The sequence below is a fragment of the Thermophilibacter immobilis genome, assembly GCF_015277515.1.
In the GTDB taxonomy this organism is placed as follows: domain Bacteria; phylum Actinomycetota; class Coriobacteriia; order Coriobacteriales; family Atopobiaceae; genus Thermophilibacter; species Thermophilibacter immobilis.
In genome coordinates this window covers 2,133,309-2,155,158 of record NZ_CP063767.1, presented here as the reverse complement: position 1 = coordinate 2,155,158, position 21,850 = coordinate 2,133,309, and the positions used below count along the sequence as shown (strand labels likewise).

The 21,850-nt window shown below is 66.2% G+C and carries 17 protein-coding genes and 2 tRNA genes; 13 read left to right on the top strand and 6 right to left on the bottom strand.

The genetic code is table 11. The features are described from left to right. Positions 1–2,940, top strand: coding sequence for a helicase C-terminal domain-containing protein (locus INP52_RS09785; protein WP_194371292.1), 2,940 nt, complete (start codon positions 1–3; stop codon positions 2,938–2,940). A 31-nt stretch (positions 2,941–2,971) separates the two neighbouring features. Here the strand turns inward: INP52_RS09785 and INP52_RS09780 are convergent, their stop codons facing one another. After that, positions 2,972–3,913: a WYL domain-containing protein gene (locus tag INP52_RS09780; protein ID WP_194371290.1), complete on the bottom strand. Its 942-nt coding sequence runs from the start codon at positions 3,911–3,913 to the stop codon at positions 2,972–2,974. Then, positions 3,903–4,874, bottom strand: a complete 972-nt coding sequence (locus tag INP52_RS09775; RefSeq protein ID WP_194371288.1) for a helix-turn-helix transcriptional regulator — start codon at positions 4,872–4,874, stop codon at positions 3,903–3,905. Before INP52_RS09775 ends, INP52_RS09780 begins: the two co-directional genes overlap by 11 nt. A 163-nt stretch (positions 4,875–5,037) precedes the next feature. On the opposite strand from INP52_RS09775, the gene INP52_RS09770 reads away from it, so the two are divergent. After that, positions 5,038–7,173: a hypothetical protein gene (locus INP52_RS09770; RefSeq protein WP_194371286.1), complete on the top strand. Its 2,136-nt coding sequence runs from the start codon at positions 5,038–5,040 to the stop codon at positions 7,171–7,173. Positions 7,174–7,272: 99 nt separating this feature from the next. Here the strand turns inward: INP52_RS09770 and INP52_RS09765 are convergent, their stop codons facing one another. From INP52_RS09765 to INP52_RS09750, 4 genes are all read right to left on the bottom strand, one after another. After that, positions 7,273–7,515, bottom strand: coding sequence for a glutaredoxin family protein (locus INP52_RS09765; protein ID WP_194371284.1), 243 nt, complete (start codon positions 7,513–7,515; stop codon positions 7,273–7,275). 474 nt (positions 7,516–7,989) lie between these two features. Continuing rightward, on the bottom strand, positions 7,990–8,538 hold the full coding sequence (locus INP52_RS09760; RefSeq protein ID WP_194371283.1) for a biotin transporter BioY: 549 nt from the start codon (positions 8,536–8,538) through the stop codon (positions 7,990–7,992). After that, positions 8,535–9,035 carry a MarR family winged helix-turn-helix transcriptional regulator gene (locus INP52_RS09755; protein ID WP_194371282.1) on the bottom strand — a complete coding sequence of 167 codons (501 nt, stop codon included), beginning with the start codon at positions 9,033–9,035 and terminating at the stop codon, positions 8,535–8,537. The genes INP52_RS09760 and INP52_RS09755 overlap by 4 nt, the downstream gene beginning before the upstream one ends. A 52-nt stretch (positions 9,036–9,087) precedes the next feature. Continuing rightward, on the bottom strand, positions 9,088–9,567 hold the full coding sequence (locus INP52_RS09750) for a glutathione peroxidase (protein ID WP_194371281.1): 480 nt from the start codon (positions 9,565–9,567) through the stop codon (positions 9,088–9,090). A 357-nt stretch (positions 9,568–9,924) separates the two neighbouring features. Between INP52_RS09750 and INP52_RS09745 the strand changes: the two genes are divergently transcribed. The 11 genes from INP52_RS09745 (at position 9,925) to INP52_RS09695 (ending at position 21,813) form a co-directional block, all read left to right on the top strand. Beyond that, positions 9,925–9,999 (top strand) — tRNA-Gly (locus tag INP52_RS09745). A gap of 99 nt (positions 10,000–10,098) precedes the next feature. Further along, positions 10,099–11,379, top strand: coding sequence for an aminopeptidase (locus tag INP52_RS09740; RefSeq protein ID WP_408647702.1), 1,281 nt, complete (start codon positions 10,099–10,101; stop codon positions 11,377–11,379). 34 nt (positions 11,380–11,413) lie between these two features. Further along, positions 11,414–11,489: transfer RNA gene (locus tag INP52_RS09735), tRNA-Lys, on the top strand. A gap of 260 nt (positions 11,490–11,749) precedes the next feature. Beyond that, complete coding sequence (locus INP52_RS09730) at positions 11,750–12,871, top strand: IS1249 family transposase (protein WP_194371280.1); 1,122 nt, start codon at positions 11,750–11,752, stop codon at positions 12,869–12,871. 866 nt (positions 12,872–13,737) lie between these two features. Continuing rightward, on the top strand, positions 13,738–14,967 hold the full coding sequence (locus INP52_RS09725) for an argininosuccinate synthase (protein ID WP_194371279.1): 1,230 nt from the start codon (positions 13,738–13,740) through the stop codon (positions 14,965–14,967). 74 nt (positions 14,968–15,041) lie between these two features. Next, on the top strand, positions 15,042–16,433 hold the full coding sequence (argH, locus tag INP52_RS09720) for an argininosuccinate lyase (RefSeq protein WP_194371278.1): 1,392 nt from the start codon (positions 15,042–15,044) through the stop codon (positions 16,431–16,433). Between the two features lie 137 nt (positions 16,434–16,570). Continuing rightward, positions 16,571–17,914 (top strand): adenylosuccinate lyase, encoded by a 1,344-nt coding sequence (gene purB / locus INP52_RS09715; protein WP_194371276.1) that lies wholly within the window; start codon positions 16,571–16,573, stop codon positions 17,912–17,914. A 37-nt stretch (positions 17,915–17,951) separates the two neighbouring features. Then, positions 17,952–18,215, top strand: a complete 264-nt coding sequence (locus tag INP52_RS09710; RefSeq protein WP_194371274.1) for a TIGR03905 family TSCPD domain-containing protein — start codon at positions 17,952–17,954, stop codon at positions 18,213–18,215. A 15-nt stretch (positions 18,216–18,230) separates the two neighbouring features. Next, positions 18,231–19,436: a Tat pathway signal protein gene (locus INP52_RS09705; RefSeq protein ID WP_194371272.1), complete on the top strand. Its 1,206-nt coding sequence runs from the start codon at positions 18,231–18,233 to the stop codon at positions 19,434–19,436. Between the two features lie 94 nt (positions 19,437–19,530). Further along, positions 19,531–20,253 (top strand): response regulator transcription factor, encoded by a 723-nt coding sequence (locus INP52_RS09700; protein ID WP_194371270.1) that lies wholly within the window; start codon positions 19,531–19,533, stop codon positions 20,251–20,253. Positions 20,254–20,262: 9 nt separating this feature from the next. Beyond that, positions 20,263–21,813, top strand: a complete 1,551-nt coding sequence (locus INP52_RS09695) for a HAMP domain-containing sensor histidine kinase (RefSeq protein WP_194371268.1) — start codon at positions 20,263–20,265, stop codon at positions 21,811–21,813. Positions 21,814–21,850 lie beyond the last annotated feature (37 nt).

Below are 21,850 nucleotides of genomic sequence, written 5' to 3'. Positions count from 1 at the left end.
ATGACTGAAACCCCGTCTCGAACCCTCGAGGAGCTTCTGCTCCCCGGCACGCCCGAGGCCGTTCGCGCACGCTACCTGAGCCTTTCCGAGAGAGCGCGCGCGACCGACCTCGGACCCCTCGAGGAGGACGTCGTGGTGCTCGACACCGAGACCACGGGCCTCTCGTTCAAGGACTGCAGTCTCATTGAGATCTCAGCCGCGCGCCTCAGCGGCCGCGAGGTCGTGGAGCGCTTCGAGACCTTCGTGCATCCCGAGGGTCCCGTCCCCCCGGAGATCCAGCAACTCACGGGCATCAGCAACGCCGACGTCACCGACGCCCCCTCCGCGCGCGAGGCCGTTGCGGCGCTCGCCGAGTTCACGGGCGGCGCACCAGTCCTCGCGCACAACGCCACCTTCGACCGCACCTTCATCGAGGGCGTGTCCGGCGGGGCCAACGTGTCGGACACCTGGATCGACACGCTCGCCCTCTCCCGCATCGCCCTGCCACGCCTCTCGTCGCACCGCCTCGCCGACATGGCCGAGGCCTTTGGGTGCGCCTCGGTGACGCATCGCGCCGGTGACGACGTGGACGCACTGTGCGGCATGTGGCGCATCCTCCTCCTGGGCCTTCTCGACCTGCCTCAGTCCCTGCTCTCGCTCCTCGCGGGGACGCACGAGGAGGTGAGGTGGCCCTTCAGGCCCGTCTTCTCGTACCTGGCGTCCCTAGGCGACCCCGACCCTCGGCCCTTCTCACTCAAGCAGCATCGCCAGGAGCTCGTGCGCGAGGGACCCGCGAGCCCCCGCGCGGACGCCCAGGACCTCGCGCATCTGAGCGCGCCCTCCGCCGCCGAGGTGGAGGACGGGTTTTCCGAGGGTGGCGTCGTGTCGCGCATGTACGAGCGCCTCGAGAGCCGGCCCGAGCAGGTGAGCATGGCATGCGAGGTGGCCGAAGCCCTCGCCACCTCGACGCATCGCGCCATCGAGGCGGGCACGGGCGTGGGCAAGTCCATTGCCTACCTGCTCCCCGAGGCGCTCTTCGCCCGGAGGAACAACGTCACCGTGGGCGTGGCCACCAAGACGAACGCCCTGACCGACCAGCTCGTCTCCCACGAGCTCCCCGCGCTGGCGGCGGCGCTGCCCGGCGGTCTCACCTTCGTGAGTCTCAAGGGCTACGACCACTACCCCTGCCTGTATCGGCTCGACCGCGCCGCGGTCGAGGACCTGCCCCTCTCTCTGGTCACCCACGACGGCCGCTCCGAGAACGCCGTGGCCACAGACCAGCTCACAGCCATCGCGGTGACCTACGCCTTTGCGTGCCAGTCCCCCGAAGGCGACCTCGACGCCCTGGGAATCCGCTGGCGCTACGTGCCGCGCTCGATGCTCACTACCACGCCGGGGGAGTGCCTGCACGCCCGGTGTCCCTACTTTCCCCACGAGTGCCTGCTGCACGGCGCCCGCCGCCGGGCGGCCTGCGCGGACGTGGTAGTGACCAATCATTCGCTCCTGCTCAGAAACGTCGCCGCGGGGGGCAAGATCCTCCCGCCGGTACGCAACTGGGTCATCGACGAGGCTCACGGCTTCGAGGCCGAGGCGCGCCGGCAGTGGGCAGTCGAGGTCTCGGGCGAGGAGGCGCGCGGTGCTTTTGAGCTTCTGGGCGGCACCAAGAGCGGCGTCATCCGCACCCTCATGGCCTCTGCGGCGGGGCTCGAGGGCTCGACCCTCGTGACGGGTCTTCTCGCCAAGGCGTCCGCGTGCGTGAGCCGCGCCTCGGTGACGGCGGCGGACTTCTTCGTCTGCGTGCATGAGCTGGGGTCCGTGGCCAAGGGGGGCGGGGGCTACGACACCCAGACGCTCTGGATCGGCGATGAGGTGCGCGCCTCGCCCGCGTGGGCTAAAGTTGTCGAGGCGGGCGGCCGCGCGACCGACGCCCTCGACGAGGCGGTGCGCCAGCTCGCCTCTGCCGCGTCCGCGCTCTCCTCAGAGGCGCCGCAGCTCGCGGCCGACCTCGGTGACTCCACGCGCTTTCTGAGCGACCTCCTTGCCAGCTTGCGGCTCATCTGTGCCGCAGACGACCCGAGCTATGTCTTCTCGGCGCAGCTCGCGCGCTCCAAGCGGCGCATCGGGTCCGAGCGCCTCGTCGCCGAGAAGATCGACGTGGGAGCCGACCTCGCCAAGCGCTGGCTCCCCGAGATGCAGAGCGTGGTGTTCACCTCGGCGACCATCGCCGTGGGCGACGACTTCTCGCACTTCGACCACGCCGTGGGTCTCTCCGCCCTACCCGCGGGCGCTCACCGGGACGTGCGGCTCGACTCGAGCTTCGACTACGACGCTCACATGTCGGTCGTGGTGGCCAGAGACCTTCCCGCCCCCAGCGACCGAGCCTACCTCGGAGCCCTGGAGGACCTGCTCTTTGACGTCCACCGAGCCATGGGCGGCTCCGTGCTCACGCTCTTCACAAACAGGCGCGACATGGAGCGCGTCTACGAGGGTCTGCGCCCGCGCCTGGCCGCCGTGGGACTCGACGTGGCCTGCCAGTCGAAGGGTTCCTCCGCGCGTCGCCTGCGCCAGCGCTTCGTGGCCGAGAAGAGCCTCTCGCTGCTCGCGCTCAAGTCGTTCTGGGAGGGCTTCGACGCCACGGGCGACACCCTGCGCTGCGTGGTCATCCCCAAGCTCCCCTTCGCGAGCCCGAACGACCCGCTCGTGCGCGAGCGCGACCTGCGCGAGGAGAGGGCCTGGTGGAAGTACTCTCTGCCCGAGGCCGTCATCTCGGTCAAGCAGGCCGCCGGGCGCCTCATCCGCTCGGCGAGCGACACGGGCGTGCTCGTGCTCGCGGACTCCCGCGTCTCCTCCAAGGGCTACGGGCGTCTCTTCGTGGGCTCCCTGCCTTCGAGGAGCGTGACCAAGCTCGAAAGCGACAACATGGGGCGCTACCTGGAGCTGTGGCGCTCCTCGCACGAGTAGCACCCGCAGCAAGACTCCAGGTCCGAAGACCCTAGGCCCGAGGGCTCGGGAGCTGTCCGCTCGCATAGGCACGCGCGGCGGCGTTGACCTCGGCGTCGTCGGTCATGGCCGTGCCCGCGCAAGCGACGAGCATCCGGGGCAGCCACGCTCCCCCGTAGTAGGGCAGCGTGGCGTGCACGTGGCCCTTCGCATCCGTTCCCCGTGCCTCAAGGTCGTGCCAGGGAAGCAGCTGAAGGTAGCGTTCATCTGAGAAGGTGACGTCCACGAACCTCCGGCGCGACTTTTCCTCGCTGCTGCCTGCCTGGACGGGCCCCAGGCAGCGTGCGCGCGCCATGCGGTCCACGCGGAAGGTCCGCTCCCCCTGTCGGTCGAGGTCAAGGGCATCGAGGTACCAGGAGCCCTCCTCGTGTCGCAGCGCGCGGGGGGCCACGCGGCGCTCCTCCTCGGTCTTTTCGCCGACCCTTCGGTAGCCAAACCCGAGCTCCTCGCGCCTCACGCGGGCGAGCGCGCAGACGGAGAGGGCCTGCGACACGCCCTGGTCCAGAGGGGACCCCAGACGGCGCTCGACGAGCTCGGGGTCGAGGCCCTCCTGGGCAAGGGAGTCCGAAAGCCTTCTGAAGAGCGGATCATTCTCTTCGACGTTCAGGCGCTTCAGCGCCGCGACGAGCGCGATGGTCTCGGAGCGGGTGAGCCGCAGACGCCTGCCGCGCAGGCCCTCGGCGACGAGGTGCAGCGTGACCTCGCGCCCCCCGTCCTCGGACACGAGGGGAAGCGGGACCTCATCGCTCGTGGCCGCCGTGCACACGAGCTCGATGAGCTTCTCGGCGCGCGCGGGGCTCACGGCAAGCCGGCTGGCCACGGCCCCAACAGTGAGGGCGTCCCCGCTCTCGCTCAGGCTGGCGACAAGGGCCACGACCTCGCGGGCCTCATCGAGGGCGCCAGGGCGTCCGACCGCAGAGGCGCTACGAGACATGGGCGAGCGCCCCCTCGAGCACGTCTCGCCAGGCGCGGACGAGCTCAGGGGGGCCCAGAGGCCTGATTCCCTGGGCAACCGCCCAGCTCGCGGCGTCTTCGAGCGAGCTGGCCTCGATGTGCCACGTCAGGGTCGCCTGGCTCCGCTCAAAGCGGCCGCGCCCCAGAGAGGCCCTCCTGAGCTCCTCCTCCCGTGCGGGGGGAACCTCGAAGGCGGCGGCCGTGGCGTCGTCGCCCATCTGAAACGGGAGCCGCCTCCAGTCGTTCACGTCAAAGTCAGGGGGCACCTCAAAGGTCGTCCGCGCGTCCTCCTTGACGCGCGCGAAGCGCTCGACGCGATAGGTGCGCGTGGTGCCGCCATCGACGCCCGCCCCCTGCGCGTCGCCGTGCCCCGCCACGAGATAGAGAACGCCGCGCAGGTCAAAGAAGCCGTAGGGAGCTATGACACGCTCGGACTCGCGCCCGCGCGCGTCGACGTAGGTGACGGACGCGACGTGTCGCGCGACCAGGCAGGCGCGCAGAGCAGCCAGCTGGCGGCTCTCACCCGCCGCGCCTGCGTCCTGTCCGCTGACGGACTCCGCGAAGGCGCGGTTGAGCTTGGCAAGGGCAAAGCGCAGCTCGCACGCGAAGGGGAAGCCTCTCTCAGAGAGCAGAGGACGGCAGGCGAGCTCCAGGGTCATGGCCTCGACGGCGCCGAGCTCCGCTCCCTGGGCGAAGGAGCGCTCCTCGTTGACCCCCCACGAGGACTCCTCGCCCGCGCCCGCGCGCTGCTCTATGAGCACGCCACAGTCGGCAAGCATGGTGCGGTCGCGCGCGAAGGCCCTGCGGAAGCTGCTGGGGGCGAGTTCTGGATAGAAGGCCCGCGCGACGGCCGAGGAAGTGAGGGGCGCGCGGGCGTTCATGAACTCGAGCGCGAGCGAGCAGATCCTGCGGGCCCTCTCGTCATCCCTGGTGAGCTTCATGTGACCTCCTCGTGGTGTTCTGTCGCCACAGACCGACCCAGAGGGTCCTTGTGCGATACATCTGCGTCGTTTTAACGCACGGTGAGTATAAGACGTATACTCTTTTAATTGTATGCACGCTGACGAAAGCCGCCCGCGAGACTCTTCAAAAAGGATGCACAGCATGGCCATGACACACGACTACATGGACTACCTCAACGACAAGGTCGGTATTGCCCCTGCCAACAGCCAGGAGGAGCTTCAGGTGGCCCAGACCATTGCCGCCCTCATGGGTCAGCACGACGTTGAGCCCAAGGTTGAGGAATTCGACACTCCCTTTCTCTCGGCGATCGGGCCGTCGGTGCTCAGCGTGCTGATGCTTCTGGGCATCGTCTTGTGCGGGATCGGGGTGCTCCCCCTCACGATCGTAGGTTTCTTGCTTGCGATTATTCCGGCGGCCCTCGTTTTGATGCACATTCTCGGCCGCGACGTGTCCCTCTCCTTTGGTCCCAAGGCGCGCAGCCAGAACGTCGTGGCGGTGCATCGGGCGACCGGTCCGCTCGTGGCAAAGGGCAATCGCAGCATCGTGGTCGTGGCCCACTACGACTCCCCCCACGAGAACTTCCTCTACTCTTCACCCCTCGCGCCCTACCTTGCGCTCATCAGCAAGGCGGCGCGTTTCTGCTCTCTGGGCGTGGCGCTTTGCGCCCTGGTCCAGATCCTGGGGTTCCTTCCGAGCTCCGTTCGGCTCTTCTTCTGGGTCATCGGAATCGTTGCCGCGTGCCCGTCCGTTCTGCTCGCCACCGGCGCCATCTCAGAGCGTCTGACCCCCTGCACCCTGGGCGCGAACGACAACAAGTCCTCCGTGGCCTCCCTCCTCGGCGTGCTCGAGAACGTCCGCCCGAGCGGGCTCGTTCCCCTCGCGCGCCCCGCAGCGCCCGCTCTCTTGGAGGGCGAGGGCGCGTCCGAGGCGTCGTCCGACGCGGGACAAGACGCGGACATCGACGAGGCCGCCGAAGCGCTCGAGCAGAGCGTTCCCTCGCCCGTCGCAGAGCGCGTCGTGGGCGTGCGTCATGGCGAGAAGGTCCTGCGCTCCCTGGGCGTTCTTCCCGAGGACTGCGAGATCGAGTACATGAGCTCCTCTGCGCCCGGAGCCCTTGCGCCTTCCGTCTCCGAGGACGCCTCGGGAAGGACCTCCCCCCTTGACGCCTCCTCCGCGACTCCCGCCGGCGAGACGAGCGACCTCGAGGCCACGAGGGAACAGGCGCTTCCCGCGCGGCGATTCTCGCTCACGATGGACGGCGAAGACGCGCGCAGCGTCGGTCCTCAGGACTCCTCGGGGCTTCTCAACGTAGGGGAGACCTACGATGCCGATGCCACGCAGCCCGCAGAGCCGGTCCGGCCCGACGCTCCGACGGATCCCGAGTGGGGCAAGACGAGCTATCGTCCGCAGCCCACCAGCGTAGCCCGTCGCGCGTCCCTCTTCGACCTTCCCGACCCGTCCGAGACGGGGGTCGACCCCTTTGGCACCGATCCCAACGCCACACGCGTGCAGAGCTTGTCTTCTGCGCCCGCGCCGGTGCAGGCCGTTGCCCCCCAGGCAGTCCCCACGACGGCCACCGAACACAAGGAGAGGCCCTCGGAGCGAGCGCGGCGCTTCTTTGACCGCTTCAAGAAGAAGCCCGTGACCGAGAAGGGCGACGAAGGCGGAGACTGGCTGGGCGTCGCGGACGACGACCCTTCCGACGCTGACAAGCCCCACGACTGGCGTGGAGGGGCGGCACCTCGCAGCGGCCTGCGTCTGGTGGAGGACGAAGGCGCCGCACCGAGCGAGGAGGAGCTCCGAGACGCGGTGCTCTCTCTGGGCGACGACGCTCTGGTCTCGCACGATATCTGGTTCGTCGCCCTGGGGGCCTCCTCGCTCGACCATGCCGGCATGAGGGCCTTTCTTGACCAGCACCGCTCTGACGTGCGCGGCAGCTTCGTCGTCAATCTTGACTGCGTAGGCGCCGGCGAACTCGCCGTGCTCGCGCACGAGGGCCTCGAGACCCCGCGTCGCGCCGATCGCCGGCTGGCTCGGCTGCTCACCAACGCGGCGGGCGCCCTTCACATCCCGCTGGGCCAGAAGTCCTACGACTGGAACGCAACCGACGCGCTGCCGGCCATGCGCTCATCCATGCGCTCGGTCACGCTCATGGGCTTGGGCGAAAACGGGCTCCCCGCCCTGTCTCGCACCGCCCAGGACGTGCCGGAAAACGTCTCCGGGGACCAGGCTGCGGCCGTGACCGAGATAGTCACCGAGATGATCCGCCGCTCATAGGCGGCGTAGGTCCCTCCACGCCCTTATGCCTGTGGTGCCCCGCCTTAGGCGGGGCACCACCTTTTGTGGTCGGGGTTCGGTCTCTGAATCGGCCTGTGGCTAGGCCTCGTGGGCCGCGAGGTAGCCGATGATGTCAGCGGACTCGTAGAGCGGCTCGCCATCGATGAACAGGCACGGTACTTGGCCCTTGCCCCCCACGCGCACGAGCTCCTCGCGCGCGGATGGGTCACGAGAGATGTCCCGCTCGGGGAGCTCTATGTGGCTCTTTTCCATGTAGGACATAACCCTCCGGCAGTAGGGGCAGCTGGGCTTCATATACAGCACGAGGTTCTTCTCGCTCATGGGGGTTCCTTTCCTCAGAATAGGGGCGGTCTTGTGCCTCCCCTTGTTGTCCCCACTTGCGGAGGTCTCTTACGCGTCAGGCGGCGCGAGCTCCAGACGGGTCCTTCCTGCGTGGCCCAGTGCGGGCGGCTGTCCGCCGAGGGGCGTGTCCCCTCCGTTGATTCGCGCGCGCGGCGCCGTTCCCCACGGGACCCTGCGGGGCCGCTGATCCTCTCGCCAGGTCGCTCTACCGCGCGCTGCGTCTTGCTCGTCCACGGAACCCCCCCCTGCTCGCCTGTTCGGAGCACTCACGATACGCTCCAGCTCTTTCCCGCCGCTGCCCGTTCGCCTACCGTTCGCCAGAGGCTTTCTCTTTGCAGCTCGCCGCGGCGCGCGGATGCGCTGGCCTGATATCGACCTCGCCCGCGCGACAAAAAGGACAAAGCTCCGGCTTGTCCTTTTCATTCATAAAATATACATAAATATAAAGGCCCTCTACCGAGCCGAGAAGCTCCCCGTGCGGGAGGAGGAGAGCGCCCCTCGAACCGATCGTCCCACGCTCAAACCAACGGCGGCCTTGATGAGGTCCGGGATGAGGAAGGGTGTCACGGCGGTGGCGAGCGCGGCGGGCATGCTCACGCCGAGCAGGGTCATGAGCTGCAGAGTTCCCGTGGCGTAGGGGATTACGAGCAGGACCGCTGCGGCGAGCGTCTCGCGCGCGCGTTCGGGAAGGGGTTGTATGCGCAGGAGCGCGGCTGCCGTGCACATCCCCAGAAGGAAGCCCCAGAGAAAGCCCCCCGTGGGTCCCAGGAGATGGTCGACGCCACCCGTGAAGCCCGAGAAGACGGGCAGCCCGAGCGCACCCATCAGCAGGTAGACGGCAACGGAGCGCACGGCGTCTCCCCCTCCCAGCGCAATGGGGAGCAGCACCACGACGAGCGTCTGCAGCGTGAACGGGACGGGCCCCACCGGCAGGCTGATCGCCGCCGAGACGGCCAGGAGCGCGACGGCGACCCCGCAGCGTGTGATCTGGGAGACGGTCATGAGGCGGTGTCTTTCCGCTCGTCGCCGATAGTGTCGAGAAAAGCGCGCAAGATGCGTCGGAGCTCGATTAGGTCCTGACGGGGCAGCTCGATGTACCCCGCGAGCTCGCGCGGGACCGAGAGAGCCCGATCGCGCAGGGCAAGGCCCTCCTCGGTGAGCGAGACGCGCAGTTCCCGGCCGTCCTTCTCGCCGCGCTGACGCCTGACGTAGCCCTTTTCCTCCAGCTTGCGCAAAAGAGGCGTGAGCGTTCCGGAGTCGAGGTAGAGACGCGCTCCCAATTCGCTCACGTTGGTCTCGCCCAGCTCCCACATCACCATCATCGCGATGTACTGCGTGTAGGTGAGGTCGAGCGCGGTGAGCAGGGGCTTGTAGCGCCGCACGACCTCCTTCGCTGCCGCGTAGAGGGGAAAGCACAGCTGGTTGTCAAGGCGCAGGGAGGCGTAGGGATCCTCCTCGTCGGCGGCGCGCGTTAGGTTGCAGGGGCTGGTGGCGGGCATGGGCCTTCCCGTTGACGTGGCGTGTTGATCGGGCATCAGGGTAGCACGCGTCCTACAGCTGCTCGGTGACGCTCTTCTCGATCTTCTGGGGCGTAGTGGTGGGTGCGAAGCGCTCTTGGACCTGTCCCTTGCGGTCGACGAGGAACTTGGTGAAGTTCCAGCGGATGTCATTGCCCACGAGGCCGCCCTTTTGCTGCCTGAGCCAGGCGTAGAGGGGGTCGGCGGCGTCTCCGTTCACGTCGATCTTGGCGAAGGTCGGAAAGTCGACGCCGTAGGACAGGCGGCACTGCTCCTGGATCTCCGCGCTGGACTCGGGAGCCTGGCTGGCGAACTGGTTGCAGGGGAAACCGAGAACCTCGAACCCCTGGTCGTGATAGGTGCGCTGAAGCTTCTCGAGTCCCTCGAGCTGGGGCGTGAAGCCGCAGTGCGTCGCAGTGTTGACCACGAGGAGCACCTCGCCCCTGTAGTCAGCGAGGCTCTTCTCGCTGCCGTCGACGGCCTTGACCGTGAAGTCGTAGATGGATGCTGCCATGGTTGCTCCTCTCGCTTGTGCGGGCCCATCCCGCGCATAACTAGATTGTACGCAATCCATCTTCGCAGTTTCACAAATAGATTGTGCACAACTAATTGACACGGGGAAGGTGGGGAGGCGTGGCGTCTTGTTGTGTGGGGCGGCCGTTCCCCCACGCTCGCGAATTTGAACGAGGGTAGTGCCCTGTGTTGAGATGAAGAGCCGTATGGCACAGCTTGGCACAGCTAGTGATTCTACCAGTCGCTCCGGACGTCTCGCGAATACGCGAGAATGTACCGGTTGCCTATTACCGCTCTTGTTAGTTTTGGATTCTCCTTGCCCACCGCGCCATCGGCGGGTTAAACTAGCCACCAGCAAGCGGGTGTCGCCAAGTGGTAAGGCACGAGCTTCCCAAGCTCGCATCCGCGGGTTCGAGTCCCGTCACCCGCTCCAGAGAAGCTTTGGGCCCCGCAAGGGGCCCTTTTCGTGTGGGTAGAAGAGGCATGGTCTCCCATGACCGGCGTCGACTGCCGAGCGTCGAAAGGAACAAACGTGGTCCCCATCCCCATGACCGACGAGGAGTGTCGCCTTGCCACCGAGGCCCTCTCCGACCAGATCGATCTCTACGCCAACCTTCTGGTCAAGAAGGGTGCCGCCCTCAGGACCGGGCAAGAGCTCGTGCTCCAGTCACCGGTCGGGTGCGCCGACTTCGTCCGCCGCGTGACGCGTGCCGCCTACCGGTCCGGTGCCGGCCACGTGACCGTCATCTGGCACGACGATGTGGTGAGCCGTCTTACTTACGAGAACTGCGAGCTCTCCGTCTTCGAGCACACACCCTCTTGGCAGGTGGAGCAGCTCAACTCGCTCGCCGAGCGGGGCGCGTCCTTCCTCTTCTTGGAGGGTCAGGATCCCCTGGCCTTCAAGGGCGTGGATCCGGCCAAGCCCGCTGCGGCGGCCAAGGCAAGAAACACGGAGTGCCGCTCGTTCAGAGACGGCATGGACTTCGGGCGCAACGTCTGGTGCATCGCGGGCGTGCCCGTGCAGGCGTGGGCCAGCGAGGTCTTCCCCGATGTCTCTTCAGCCGAGGCCCTCTACCGCCTCTGGGTGCTCATTCTGGGTGTCGCGCGCGCCGACGGGGAGGATCCCGAGAGCGCCTGGGAGACGCACAACGCCTCCTTCGAGAAGACCAAGCGCTTCCTCAACAGCCATCACTTTGACGCTCTGCGCTACGAGGCCTCTAACGGCACGGACCTGACCATCGGCTTGAACCCCGCTCATGTCTGGGACGGCGGCGCGGGCCGCACGCAGGGTGGCGTCACCTTCTTCCCCAACATTCCTACCGAGGAGGTCTTCACCTCGCCTGACCGCCTTCGCGCCGACGGCATCGTCCACTCCGCCCTGCCGCTCATCCACGCCGGTCAGATGGTCCGTGACTTCTGGCTGCGCTTCGAGGGCGGTCGCGTGGTGGGCTTTGGTGCCGAGCAGGGGCGTGAGGTCTTGCGTCACATCATCGAGACGGATGAGAACTCCTGCCGCCTGGGGGAGTGCGCGCTCGTCTCCAAGAACACGCCGATTCGCCAAAGCGAGAAGCTCTTCTACGACACCCTCTATGACGAGAACGCCAGCTGCCACCTGGCTCTGGGCATGGGCTTTCCCGAGTGTCTAGAGGGCGGCGTCAACCTGGGCAAGGACGACCTTCTCGCGCGCGGCGTCAACCAGAGCAGCACGCACGTCGACTTCATGATTGGCACGGACGACATGAACGTCTACGGCGTTGCGGCCAACGGTACCGAGACGCCCGTCTTTGTGAACGGCCAGTGGGCCTGGGAGTAGGATTGCTCGGACGGCGTGATAGAATCTTCACCGCGCACCGTTAGCTCAGCTGGTAGAGCAGGGGACTTTTAATCCCAAGGTCCAGGGTTCGAAGCCCTGACGGTGCACCACTAAAAGACATCCCCCCACCTGTTCGTATGCGGGTGGGGGATTTTTTTGCCTAACCATTTTCGGGTTAAAGGACAAAACGTGTTGCTGATCTGTCACGTTCTTGCAGGTAACACCCCAATAAGGTGGGTCTATAGTTGGTCCCTCCCAACTACGAGGATGGACAGAACGTGTTGCTGATCCCGCCTATCGTCCCAGCTAAATGCCCATAAGCATGCCATGTTAGTTGCCTGTGTCGACGTCGACGGAGGCAGGCGGTCCGATGGGCAAGGTGAGGTGCCCCTACTGCGGGGGCAAGACCAAGAGGAGTGGCAGGACGACCGCAGGGAGGCAGCGCTGGAGATGCCTCGCCTGCGGGGCAGCGTTCGTCCATGGGATAGATGCTTCCGCGAAGACGTTGGACGGGTTCCTGACATGGCTGCTCTCCGGTGAGAGACAGTCCGACCTGCCGGGTGGCGGGAGGACCTTCAGGAGGAGGACCTCCAGGTTCTGGGACATATGGCCCCTGCCTCCCCTCGTGGACGAGGTCTTCGATGTCGTCTACGTCGACGGGATATGGGTCGCTCGCGACGTCGTCGTGCTCATAGCCTGCACGGACGAGCATGTCCTCGGGTGGTACGTGGCAAGAAGCGAGAACTCGCGTGCCTGGTCGGCCCTGCTGGCCCGCATCGCCCCTCCCGGCGTGGTGGTGGGTGACGGCGGCTCGGGGTTCGCCAAGGCCGCCAGGCGCATGTGGCCCACCACGAGGGTCCAGCGTTGCACCTTCCATGCCTTCTGCCAGGTCAGAAGGTACACCACCTCACGTCCCAAGCTTAGGGCGGGCGTCGAGCCCTATGACCTCGCGTGCCGGCTGCCGCATGTTGCCAGCTCCGAGCAGGCGGCCGCCTGGATGGTCTCCTACGCGTCATGGTGCTCGCGCTGGGGTGCGTTCCTGGCCGAGCGCACCCGTGACGAGCGCGGACACCTGGCCTACACCCACGAGAGGCTCGTCAGGGCGAGAGGCTCGCTTACGACCCTCGTCAGGCAGGGGACGCTCTTCACCTACGTCGACCCTGGCCTCACGGGCGTGCTCGGGCCTCTGCCGGCCACGAACAACAGGATAGAGGGCGGCGTGAACGCCCAGCTGAGACGCATGCTGAGGGACCACAGGGGCCTCAGCACCACCAGGAGGATCAAGGCCGTCTACTGGTGGTGCTATCTGCACACGGAGTGCCCCCTGCCCGCTGCGCAGATCCTGAAGGTGATGCCCACGGATGACCAGATCGCCCGGGCATATCGCAACATCACCTACGGGCAGAGAAGCGAAGAACCGATGGAGTGGGGTGATGGCCTGGTCTGGCAGGATCTGCACCAGTCGGTCCCCTGGCGTTCGGACTGGGACTAGTCATAGCAACACGTTTTGTCCTATAACCCCCATTTTCTCGGTCTTACTGTGGGGAGGTGTGTAACGCCTCAATCCGGTATGCACGCCTGTCCTCTGCTTACCTGCTGACGAATTAAGACCCATGGAACGAATGAGCCCTGCACGGGGGCTGCCCTAGCCCCGGGTTCGCGAGCAAACTCGGCTCGCGCGTGCCTTGGTTCTTGATTTGTGAGCGCCCGAAGCACGGACGGGCGCGACCCTGCAACTCGCCAGGACCTACTATGCAAGGTTCCAAGCCTGGCATCCTGCCAAGAAAGGGCTCAGAGCGCGCAGTTTAAGCCTTCGACACACGCTCTTTCTGACCTCGGAGAGATAGCATCTATTGTGAATGAGTATTTTTCGTAAGCCAGCTGTTGGCAATTGTGAATAGTGCATATTTTCTCGTTAGATTGGAATTAAGCTCCAAGAGAGCGTGCGTCGAAGGCCCAAACTACACGCGACTCCTCCTTCTGCACCATTCACCGTGCCCGGTGCCCCTGCAAATTGTTTCCACTCGAATTCGTTTCCTGTGGCCCGCGCCGCCCCATGGGGACGCGGGCCTATATTCAACCCATTGATTGCAGCCGCGCGGCACATATCCGCGCGCCACTAGTCACTAGGGGAGGCCGAGAAAGCCACATGATGCGCCAGCAGACCACAGTTCTCGCTTGCGCCGCCCCCCTCTCCAACCGACGCCAGAACCGACGAATCAGCCCCGCGATGTCGCGCGTGCTGCGTTAGGTCCTCTGGGCGGTTTTGCTACAAACCCAAGGTACTCGTGGCACCCGGCGTCGTCGGGCAGCGCTCGCATGACTCAACACGGCAAGAAAACCAGAAAGGAAAGAAACATGGCAGAGAAGGAAAAGGTCGTCCTCGCGTACTCCGGTGGTCTGGACACGTCCGTCATCGTCAAGTGGCTCCAGATCGAGAAGAACCTCGACGTGGTTGCCATCTGCGGAAACGTGGGCCAGGACGAGAAGGACCTCAGCTGGATCAAGCAGAAGGCCCTCGACATGGGCGCCATCGCCTCTGAGGCCATCGACATGCGCGCGGAGTACGCCGACAAGATCCTGACCAAGGCCATCTGGGCCAACGGCAAGTACGAGGGCATCTACCCGCTGCTCTCGGCCCTCTCGCGCCCGCTCATCTCCAAGCACCTCGTGGACATCGCGCACCAGTACGGCGCCAAGTACATCGCGCACGGCTGCACGGGCAAGGGCAACGACCAGGTCCGCTTTGAGACCTGCATCCGTGCGCTCGATCCCCAGATCCAGATCATCGCCCCGGTTCGCGTCTGGGATCTCACCACGCGCGACTCCGAGATGGAGTGGGCCGAGGCCAACGGCGTGCCCGTGCCGACCACGCACAAGAAGCCCTATTCCATCGACGATAACCTCTGGGGCCGCGCCATCGAGTGTGGCGTGCTCGAGGACACCTGGAACACCCCGCCGGCGGACATCTGGACGATGACCTCCAACCCCGAGGACTGCCCCGCGGACCCCGAGGCCGTGACCATCGGCTTTGAGGCCGGCGTGCCCGTCTCGATCAACGGCGAGAAGAAGCCGCTGCTCGACCTCATTATCGAGGCTAACGAGATCGCCGGCCGCAACGGCTTCGGCCGTATCGATATGATCGAGGACCGCGTCGTGGGCATCAAGAGCCGCGAGTGCTACGAGTGCCCCGCCGCGCTCCTGCTCATTCAGGCGCACCAGTCCCTTGAGACCCTCTGCCTCGACGCCGAGACTCTCAAGCAGAAGGCCAAGAACGACGTCGAGTGGGCGTCCACCGTCTATCGCGGCCTGTGGTTCTCTCAGAACCGCAACGCCCTCGACGCCTACAACGCCTACACGCAGAAATTCGTGACCGGCGAGGTGCGCATCAAGCTCTGCAAGGGTGGCCTGTTCGTGGACGGCCTGCGCTCGCCCTACAGCCTCTACGACTACAACCTGGCCACCTATGACGAGGGCGACACCTTCGATCACACGGCGGCCCGCGGCTTCATCGATCTCCACGGCCTGCAGTCCAAGACCTGGTCGCGCGTGCAGGGCCCCGGCTCGGGCCTGCAGCCCATCGACTAAAAAGACCAGTGAATCACGGTGGCCGGCCGGGGAGCACCCGGGCGGACGCGCTGAGCCAGACGAGAGGAGGGCTCATGGCCCTGTGGGGCGGTAGGTTCGAGAGGGGCGTCGACGCATTCACGCAGGAGTTCGGTGCGTCTCTCGAGGTCGATAAGGCCATGGCGGCCCAGGACGTCGTCGGGTCACGCGCCCACGCGCGTATGCTCGCCGAGCAGGGCATCATCTCCTTGGAGGACCAGGCTGCGATAGACTCTGGCCTCGAGAAGATCGCCGCGCAGATCGCGGACGGCACCTTTGCCTGGGACGTCAACGACGAGGACGTCCACATGGCCATCGAGCGGGCCCTCACGGCCAACATCGGCACACCCGGCGCGCGCCTGCACACGGGCCGCTCGCGTAACGACCAGGTGGCAACCGATATCCGCCTGCTTGCTAAGGACCTCTGCGCGCGCCTCATGGACGAAAACCGCGCTCTGCGCCGTGCCCTCGTCGACGTTGCCGAAAAGAACCTCGACGTGGTCATGCCCGGCTACACGCACCTCCAGCATGCCCAGCCGGTGCTCCTGTCGCACCACCTGCTCGCGTACTTCTGGATGTTCACGCGCGACTTCGCCCGTCTGTCCGCCGCCCGTGACGCCGCAGACGCCAATCCGCTTGGCGCCGCGGCCCTGGCCGGGACCACCTACCCGCTCGACCGCGCGCGCACCACGGAGCTCCTGGGCTTCTCGCGCACGATCCCTAACTCGCTCGACGCCGTGTCCGACCGCGACTACCTGCTCGACCTCGAATACGCGTGCTCGGTGAGCATGATGCACCTAAGCCGCCTGTGCGAGGAGATCGTGCTGTGGAGCTCCACCGAGTTTGGGTTCATCATCCTGTCTGACTCCTACTCCACGGGGTCCTCGATCATGCCGCAGAAGAAGAACCCAGACTTTGCCGAGCTCACGCGCGGCAAGACGGGTCGCGTCTACGGGGAGCTCATGGCGCTGCTCACCACGATGAAGTCACTGCCGCTCGCGTACAACAAGGACCTTCAGGAGTGCAAGGAGGGTCCGCTCGACGCGGTGCGCACGCTGAGCGACTGCATGGAGATAGCCGCGGGCATGATCGAGACCATGACCGTGAACGTCGACGCCATGAGCGCCCAAGCGGGGCGCGGCTTCACGGCCGCCACGGACGTGGCCGACTACCTGGCCAAGAAGGGCATGCCGTTTAGGGAGGCGCACCGTGTGGTGGGCGAGCTCGTTCTTGCCTGCGAGAGGCGCGGGTGCGGCCTGGGGGACCTCTCGGTCGATGACTTTCGCGCCGCCTCCCCGCTCTTTGACGAGGACGTAGCCGCCGACCTCGACCCAGCCGGCATTGCCAACGCCCGCGTGACCTACGGTGGCACGGGTCACGACGCCGTGGTCGCCCAGCTCGCCGAGGCCACGGCGGCTCTCGCAGCCGACGAGGGTCGTGAGGCATAGGCACGTAGTGTGGCTCCCCATGTTGGACGCCGGCCGCGTTGCCCTCCGATTAAGGGCGTGACGCCGCTGTGATGCCGCGTCTCTGCGCTAGAATCAAACCCCCACGCACTGTTGCCCAATGCTGCAGGAGGAGCCCCATGATCGATCGCTATACCCGTCCCGAGATGGGTCACATCTTCTCGCTGGAGAACAAGTACGCCATCTGGCAGGAGATCGAGGTCCTTGCCTGCGAGGCCCAGGCCGAGCTGGGCCAGAGTGGCATCACCCGCGAGGAGGCGGCCTGGATTCGCGCGCACGCCGCGTTCAACAAGGACGAGGTCGACCAGATCGAGGCTGTCACCAACCATGACGTCATCGCTTTTCTCACCAACATGGGCTCCTACATAGACGCCGACGTGCCCGAGGGAGACCTCAAGCCCAGCCGCTGGGTTCACTTTGGCATGACGAGCTCCGACCTGGGCGACACGGCCCTGTGCTACCAGCTCGTCCAGGCCACCGACATCCTCATCGACGACGTCCGCCAGCTCGGCGAGATCTGCCGCCGCCGCGCCTTCGAGGAGCGCGACACCCTGTGCGTGGGCCGCACCCACGGCATCCACGCCGAGCCCATGACCTTTGGCATGAAGTTCGGCAGCTGGGCCTGGGAGCTCAGGCGTGACCTTGACCGCCTCGAGGACGCTCGCAAGAACGTGGCCTTCGGGGCCATCTCCGGCGCGGTGGGCACCTACTCCTCCATAGACCCCCTCGTCGAGAAGTATGTCTGCGAGCACCTGGGCCTTGACGCCGACCCCCTTTCCACGCAGGTCGTCTCGCGCGACCATCACGCCTACCTCGCCGGGGTCCTGGCCACCTGCGCGGCCACCTGCGAGCGCATTGCCACCGAGGTCAGAAACCTCCAGAAGACCGACACCCTCGAGGCTGAGGAGCCGTTCAGGAAGGGGCAGAAGGGCAGCTCGGCCATGCCGCACAAGCGCAACCCCATCACCGTCGAGAAGGTCTGCGGCCTCTCGCGCGTGGTCAAGGCCAACGCCCAGGTGGCCTTTGACAACGTGGCCCTCTGGCACGAGCGCGACATCTCGCACAGCTCTGCCGAGCGCGTGGCGCAGGCGGACTCCTTCATTGCCCTCGACCACATGCTGCACTGCCTCATCCGTATCGTCGACGGCCTGATTCTCTACCCGGCCCAGATGCTGGCCAACCTCAACAAGACCCGCGGTCTCATCTACTCCTCCAAGGTGCTGCTCGCCCTCGTGGAGACCAACATCACGCGTGAGGATGCCTACCAGATCGTGCAGGAGAACGCCATGGCCACCTGGCGCGAGATCCAGCAGTGCAAGTCGGGCACCACGTTTCGCCAGAAGCTCGAGTCTGACCCGCGCTGCACCGTGGACGCCGACGAGCTCGACGCCATCTTCGATCCGCGCTCCTTCCTCACGCACACGGGCGTGGTCTTCGACCGGCTCGAGAAGCTCAGCTTCTAGACGGAGCACCCCACAGCACCTCTCAAGAAAGGAAACCATGCTGCACTACGACTTCACCCCGCACGGCGTGTGCGCCCGTGCCATCCACATTGATCTCTCCGACGACGGCACGATCATAGAGGACGTCGCGTTCGAGGGGGGCTGCAACGGCAACCTCAAGGCCGTGAGCAGGCTGGTCCAGGGACGCTCGGTCGACGAGGTCGCGGAGCTTCTCGCGGGCAACACCTGCGGACGGCGCACGACCTCGTGCGCCGATCAGATGTCCAAGGCCCTTCTCGCCGCCGAGAAGCTCGCGAGCTAGGAGGGCTGACGGCTTATGCGCGCGCCCAAGCTTACCAGACGCTCCTTCTTCAAAGCCACGGCCGCAGGGACTGCCGCCGCAGCTGCGGTGGGAATTCTGGCCGGCTGCACGCACTCCTCCGAGGAGACCACGGATTCCGACCCGGTGGTCGTGGACGCCGACTCCGCGGTGAGCGTGACGGACGCCTTCGAGAGCGTCTCGACGACGCTTGAGGCGACGAGCACCTGGACGATTCCCCTGGGGAGCGTCCTGCGCCCGGCCGAAGGAAGCTGGATTCCCGTGACGACGGCGGGGTCCTCGGCGACCCCCATGGTCAAGGGGTCCGCCCTCTCGCTCGCGTCAGGCGCGATCAGCGAGGTCGTGTCCGCCCCGGTGGGAAGCGCCGCCATGATGGCCATCTACGACGTGCGCTGCTCGGACGCCGCCTATGCGTGGGTCGAGCTCGACCTTGCCACGCGCGACTGGACCCTCTACGCCGCGGCCTTCTCGGCGGGAACGCTCACGGGCGAAACGAGCACCCTGTGGCAGGGGACCTCCGACTACGATCCCGCACCCTTCGCCGTCTCGGGATCGAGCGTGGTCTGGCAGGTCCAGCCCGCGGCGAGTGGCACCAAGACCGCCGAGCACTCCTTCTGCTACCTCTGGCATCTGGGAGACGCCTCCGCCCAGTCCGTCGTCGAGTCCCCCGGGCGCTTTGCGACCAGGCCCGAGGTCTCCGGCGACGCCGTTGTGCTCGCGCCGCGCGTGCGCGCGAGCGAGGGGGTCTACTACGGCGTGACGGCCTACTCGCTCTCCGACGACCTCGCCACCAAGCTCGACCAGCTGGTGATGCCCGTGACGGTTAAGCCCTTCAGGGCGACGCGCGTGGGCGAGCGCCTCTGCGTGTCCGTGGAGGCGAACTACGGCTCGGGCGGGCTTCTCGGCCAGATGGGCACCTATCTGGGAACGTCGGCGGGCGGGTTCGCGCGCGTCGCGCTCGAGCCCTCCGAGTGCTGCTGCGGCAAGGGTGACGTCTTTGTCATCAAGAGCAGCTCATCGTATCTGGTGGTCGACCTTGCCAACCAGACCTACGCATCACTTCCCGCCGCCGATCGGGTGGTGGACTACGGGGAGTTCCCGGCGCGCGCGGGCGACTGCGACCTCTTTGTGAGCTTCTCGACGGTCAAGGATGCCGACACCGGATACCCCGCCTCCGTGACGGTACGTACCTTCCAGCTGTAAGTGCGAATCTCCTGAGCTTTGGTGGGGTACACTAGGAGACACTTATGGTCATTAGTTCTGTGACGCAGAGCAAGTAAGAAACAAGGAGGCCGCTGTGGCTTCAGACGAGAAGAAGATCCTGCTGGTTGAGGACGAGAAGGCCATCCGTGACGCCGTCGCGGCCTACCTCGAGCGCGAGAGCTACATCGTGCGCGGCGTGGGAGACGGCCAAAGCGCGGTCGAGGAGTTCGAGAAGCACTCCTTTGACCTCGTGATTCTTGACCTCATGCTGCCCAAGCTCTCGGGTGAGCGCGTCTGCCGCGCCATTCGCGAGACCTCGAACGTCCCCATCATCATGCTCACGGCCAAGGGCGAGGTCGAGGATCGCATCATTGGCCTGGAGCTGGGCGCGGACGACTACCTGATCAAGCCTTTCTCGCCGCGCGAGCTCGTGGCGCGCGTGCGCGCCCTCTTGCGTCGCGCCCACACCGAGGCCGAGCCCGCCCTCGAGGTGCTCGACTTTGGCGACCTCGTGATTGACATCTCGGGCCACAAGGTTCTTGTCGAGGGCTCCGAGGTCGACCTCACCGCCTCCGAGTTCAAGCTGCTCACCACGCTCGCACGCTATCCCGGTCGCGTCTACACGCGCATGGAGCTCGTCGAGAAGGTCCTGGGTTACGACTTCGAGGGCTACGAGCGCACGATTGACTCCCATGTCAAGAACCTGCGCGCCAAGTTGGGCGACGACCCGCGCAACCCGCGGTGGCTCTACACCGTGCACGGCGTGGGATATCGCTTCGAGGCTCCCGAGAAGGCAGCCGAGTCCGCAGAAAAGTAGGGGCGGCCCATGTCGGCACGCTTTGTGGTTGGGAGAAACGCGCATGTGGACGAGGGCGGCTCCGAGCGGCCCTCGTCTTCTCGTGGTTCGTGGAACACCATCAAGCCCGACCCCAAGGGCGGCCGGCCCTATGCCACGAGGCTGACGCTTGCCTTTGCGCTCACCGCCGTGATGACGGCCGTGGTGCTGGTGGTCGTCCTCGCCGTGGTGTGGGAGGGCCAGTTTATGGCCTACACCCGTCAGAACATGCAGGACGTGGCAAACTCCACGGCCGCGACGCTCTCCGAGGCCTACGAGGAGGGGGGCGTCCTCGACAAGGACGTGGCCTCCGCCGCAGCCATCGCTTCGTCCATCTCGTCGGACATCGTGGTCCAAGTCCTCGACGTCGACGGGACCGTTCTGTACGACGACACCTGGGCGCGTCCGAGCGCCGCCTCTGGATCAGCGAGCCACACCGAGGTGACCGGCGTCTCCGCCGGCGCGCCCGCCGCATCCGAGGCGCTGGTCAGCTCGCCCGTCACCGACGCGGACGGGACCGTGGTAGGGACAGTGCGCCTGTGGGCCTCCGGCTCCGAGGCTCTTCTCACTAAGAGCGACGCATCCTTCCGCTCCAACTCCTACGGCGCCATCGCCACGGCGGCGGGCATCGCGACCGTGCTCGCCTGCGTGATCGGCTACTTCGTGTCCCGCACGGTGGCCAAGCCGATCCAGCGCATCACCTCCACGGCCAAGCAGCTCAGAAACGGCGACCTTACGGCTCGCACGGGCGTGGGCGGCACAGACGAGGTCGGGCAGCTTGGCGAGACTTTCGACGACATGGCCTCCACGATCGAGCGCGACCTCAAGCTCGAGCACCGCCTCACCGGGGACGTGGCCCACGAGCTGCGCACGCCCCTCATGGCCATGCAGGCTACCGTCGAGGCCATGCAGGACGGGGTCCTTCCCGCCGACGACGAGCACTTCGAGGTCGTGGCCTCGGAGGTCCGACGTCTTTCTCGCCTCATCGACGCGATGCTCAAGCTCTCGCGCCTGGAGAACGGCTCGACCGAGTTCAAGGCAGAGCGCACGGACGTGGTCTACTTGGTCAAGAGCCTCGTCTCCTCCCAGCATCAACTCTTCCATGAAAGGGGACTTCACCTGCGTTTCGTTGACGAGACGGCCCACGGGGAGCTCTACGCGGACGTGGACCCCGACCTGCTGCGCGAGGCCATCGTGAACCTCATGAGCAACGCCATGCGCTACACCAACGAGGACGGCTGGATTAAGGTTTCCCTGCGCCAGGACAAGGCGGACTTCCTGGTGTCCGTGCAGGACACGGGCATCGGCATCGCCAAGGAAGACATCCCGCAGGCCTTCTCGCGCTTCTGGCGCTCCGACGTGAGCCGCGAACGCGTCTCGGGGGGCTTGGGCGTGGGGCTTTCCATCACCAAGGAGATCGTGGACCGCCACAACGGGACGATCCTCGTTGAGTCCGAGCTGGGCAAGGGGACGATCTTCACGATCAGGATTCCACAGAACCGCCAGCGTCGCAGTCTCGCCCAGACGCTGCAGGAGAAGTAGGGCGCCCGCGAGGGCGCCCCGCGCTCGACAGTTCCCG

Bases quoted from the DNA above. Each gene is read 5' to 3' on its own strand.
- argH (WP_194371278.1), top strand. From the start codon at position 15,042: ATGGCCCTGTGGGGCGGTAGGTTCGAGAGGGGCGTCGACGCATTCACG.
- INP52_RS09710 (WP_194371274.1), top strand. From the start codon at position 17,952: ATGCTGCACTACGACTTCACCCCGCACGGCGTGTGCGCCCGTGCCATC.
- INP52_RS09725 (WP_194371279.1), top strand. From the start codon at position 13,738: ATGGCAGAGAAGGAAAAGGTCGTCCTCGCGTACTCCGGTGGTCTGGAC.
- INP52_RS09755 (WP_194371282.1), bottom strand. From the start codon at position 9,035: ATGCCCGCCACCAGCCCCTGCAACCTAACGCGCGCCGCCGACGAGGAG.
- purB (WP_194371276.1), top strand. From the start codon at position 16,571: ATGATCGATCGCTATACCCGTCCCGAGATGGGTCACATCTTCTCGCTG.
- INP52_RS09765 (WP_194371284.1), bottom strand. From the start codon at position 7,515: ATGAGCGAGAAGAACCTCGTGCTGTATATGAAGCCCAGCTGCCCCTAC.
- INP52_RS09730 (WP_194371280.1), top strand. From the start codon at position 11,750: ATGGGCAAGGTGAGGTGCCCCTACTGCGGGGGCAAGACCAAGAGGAGT.
- INP52_RS09775 (WP_194371288.1), bottom strand. From the start codon at position 4,874: ATGAAGCTCACCAGGGATGACGAGAGGGCCCGCAGGATCTGCTCGCTC.
- INP52_RS09750 (WP_194371281.1), bottom strand. From the start codon at position 9,567: ATGGCAGCATCCATCTACGACTTCACGGTCAAGGCCGTCGACGGCAGC.
- INP52_RS09780 (WP_194371290.1), bottom strand. From the start codon at position 3,913: ATGTCTCGTAGCGCCTCTGCGGTCGGACGCCCTGGCGCCCTCGATGAG.
- INP52_RS09770 (WP_194371286.1), top strand. From the start codon at position 5,038: ATGGCCATGACACACGACTACATGGACTACCTCAACGACAAGGTCGGT.
- INP52_RS09760 (WP_194371283.1), bottom strand. From the start codon at position 8,538: ATGACCGTCTCCCAGATCACACGCTGCGGGGTCGCCGTCGCGCTCCTG.
- INP52_RS09695 (WP_194371268.1), top strand. From the start codon at position 20,263: ATGTCGGCACGCTTTGTGGTTGGGAGAAACGCGCATGTGGACGAGGGC.
- INP52_RS09705 (WP_194371272.1), top strand. From the start codon at position 18,231: ATGCGCGCGCCCAAGCTTACCAGACGCTCCTTCTTCAAAGCCACGGCC.
- INP52_RS09785 (WP_194371292.1), top strand. From the start codon at position 1: ATGACTGAAACCCCGTCTCGAACCCTCGAGGAGCTTCTGCTCCCCGGC.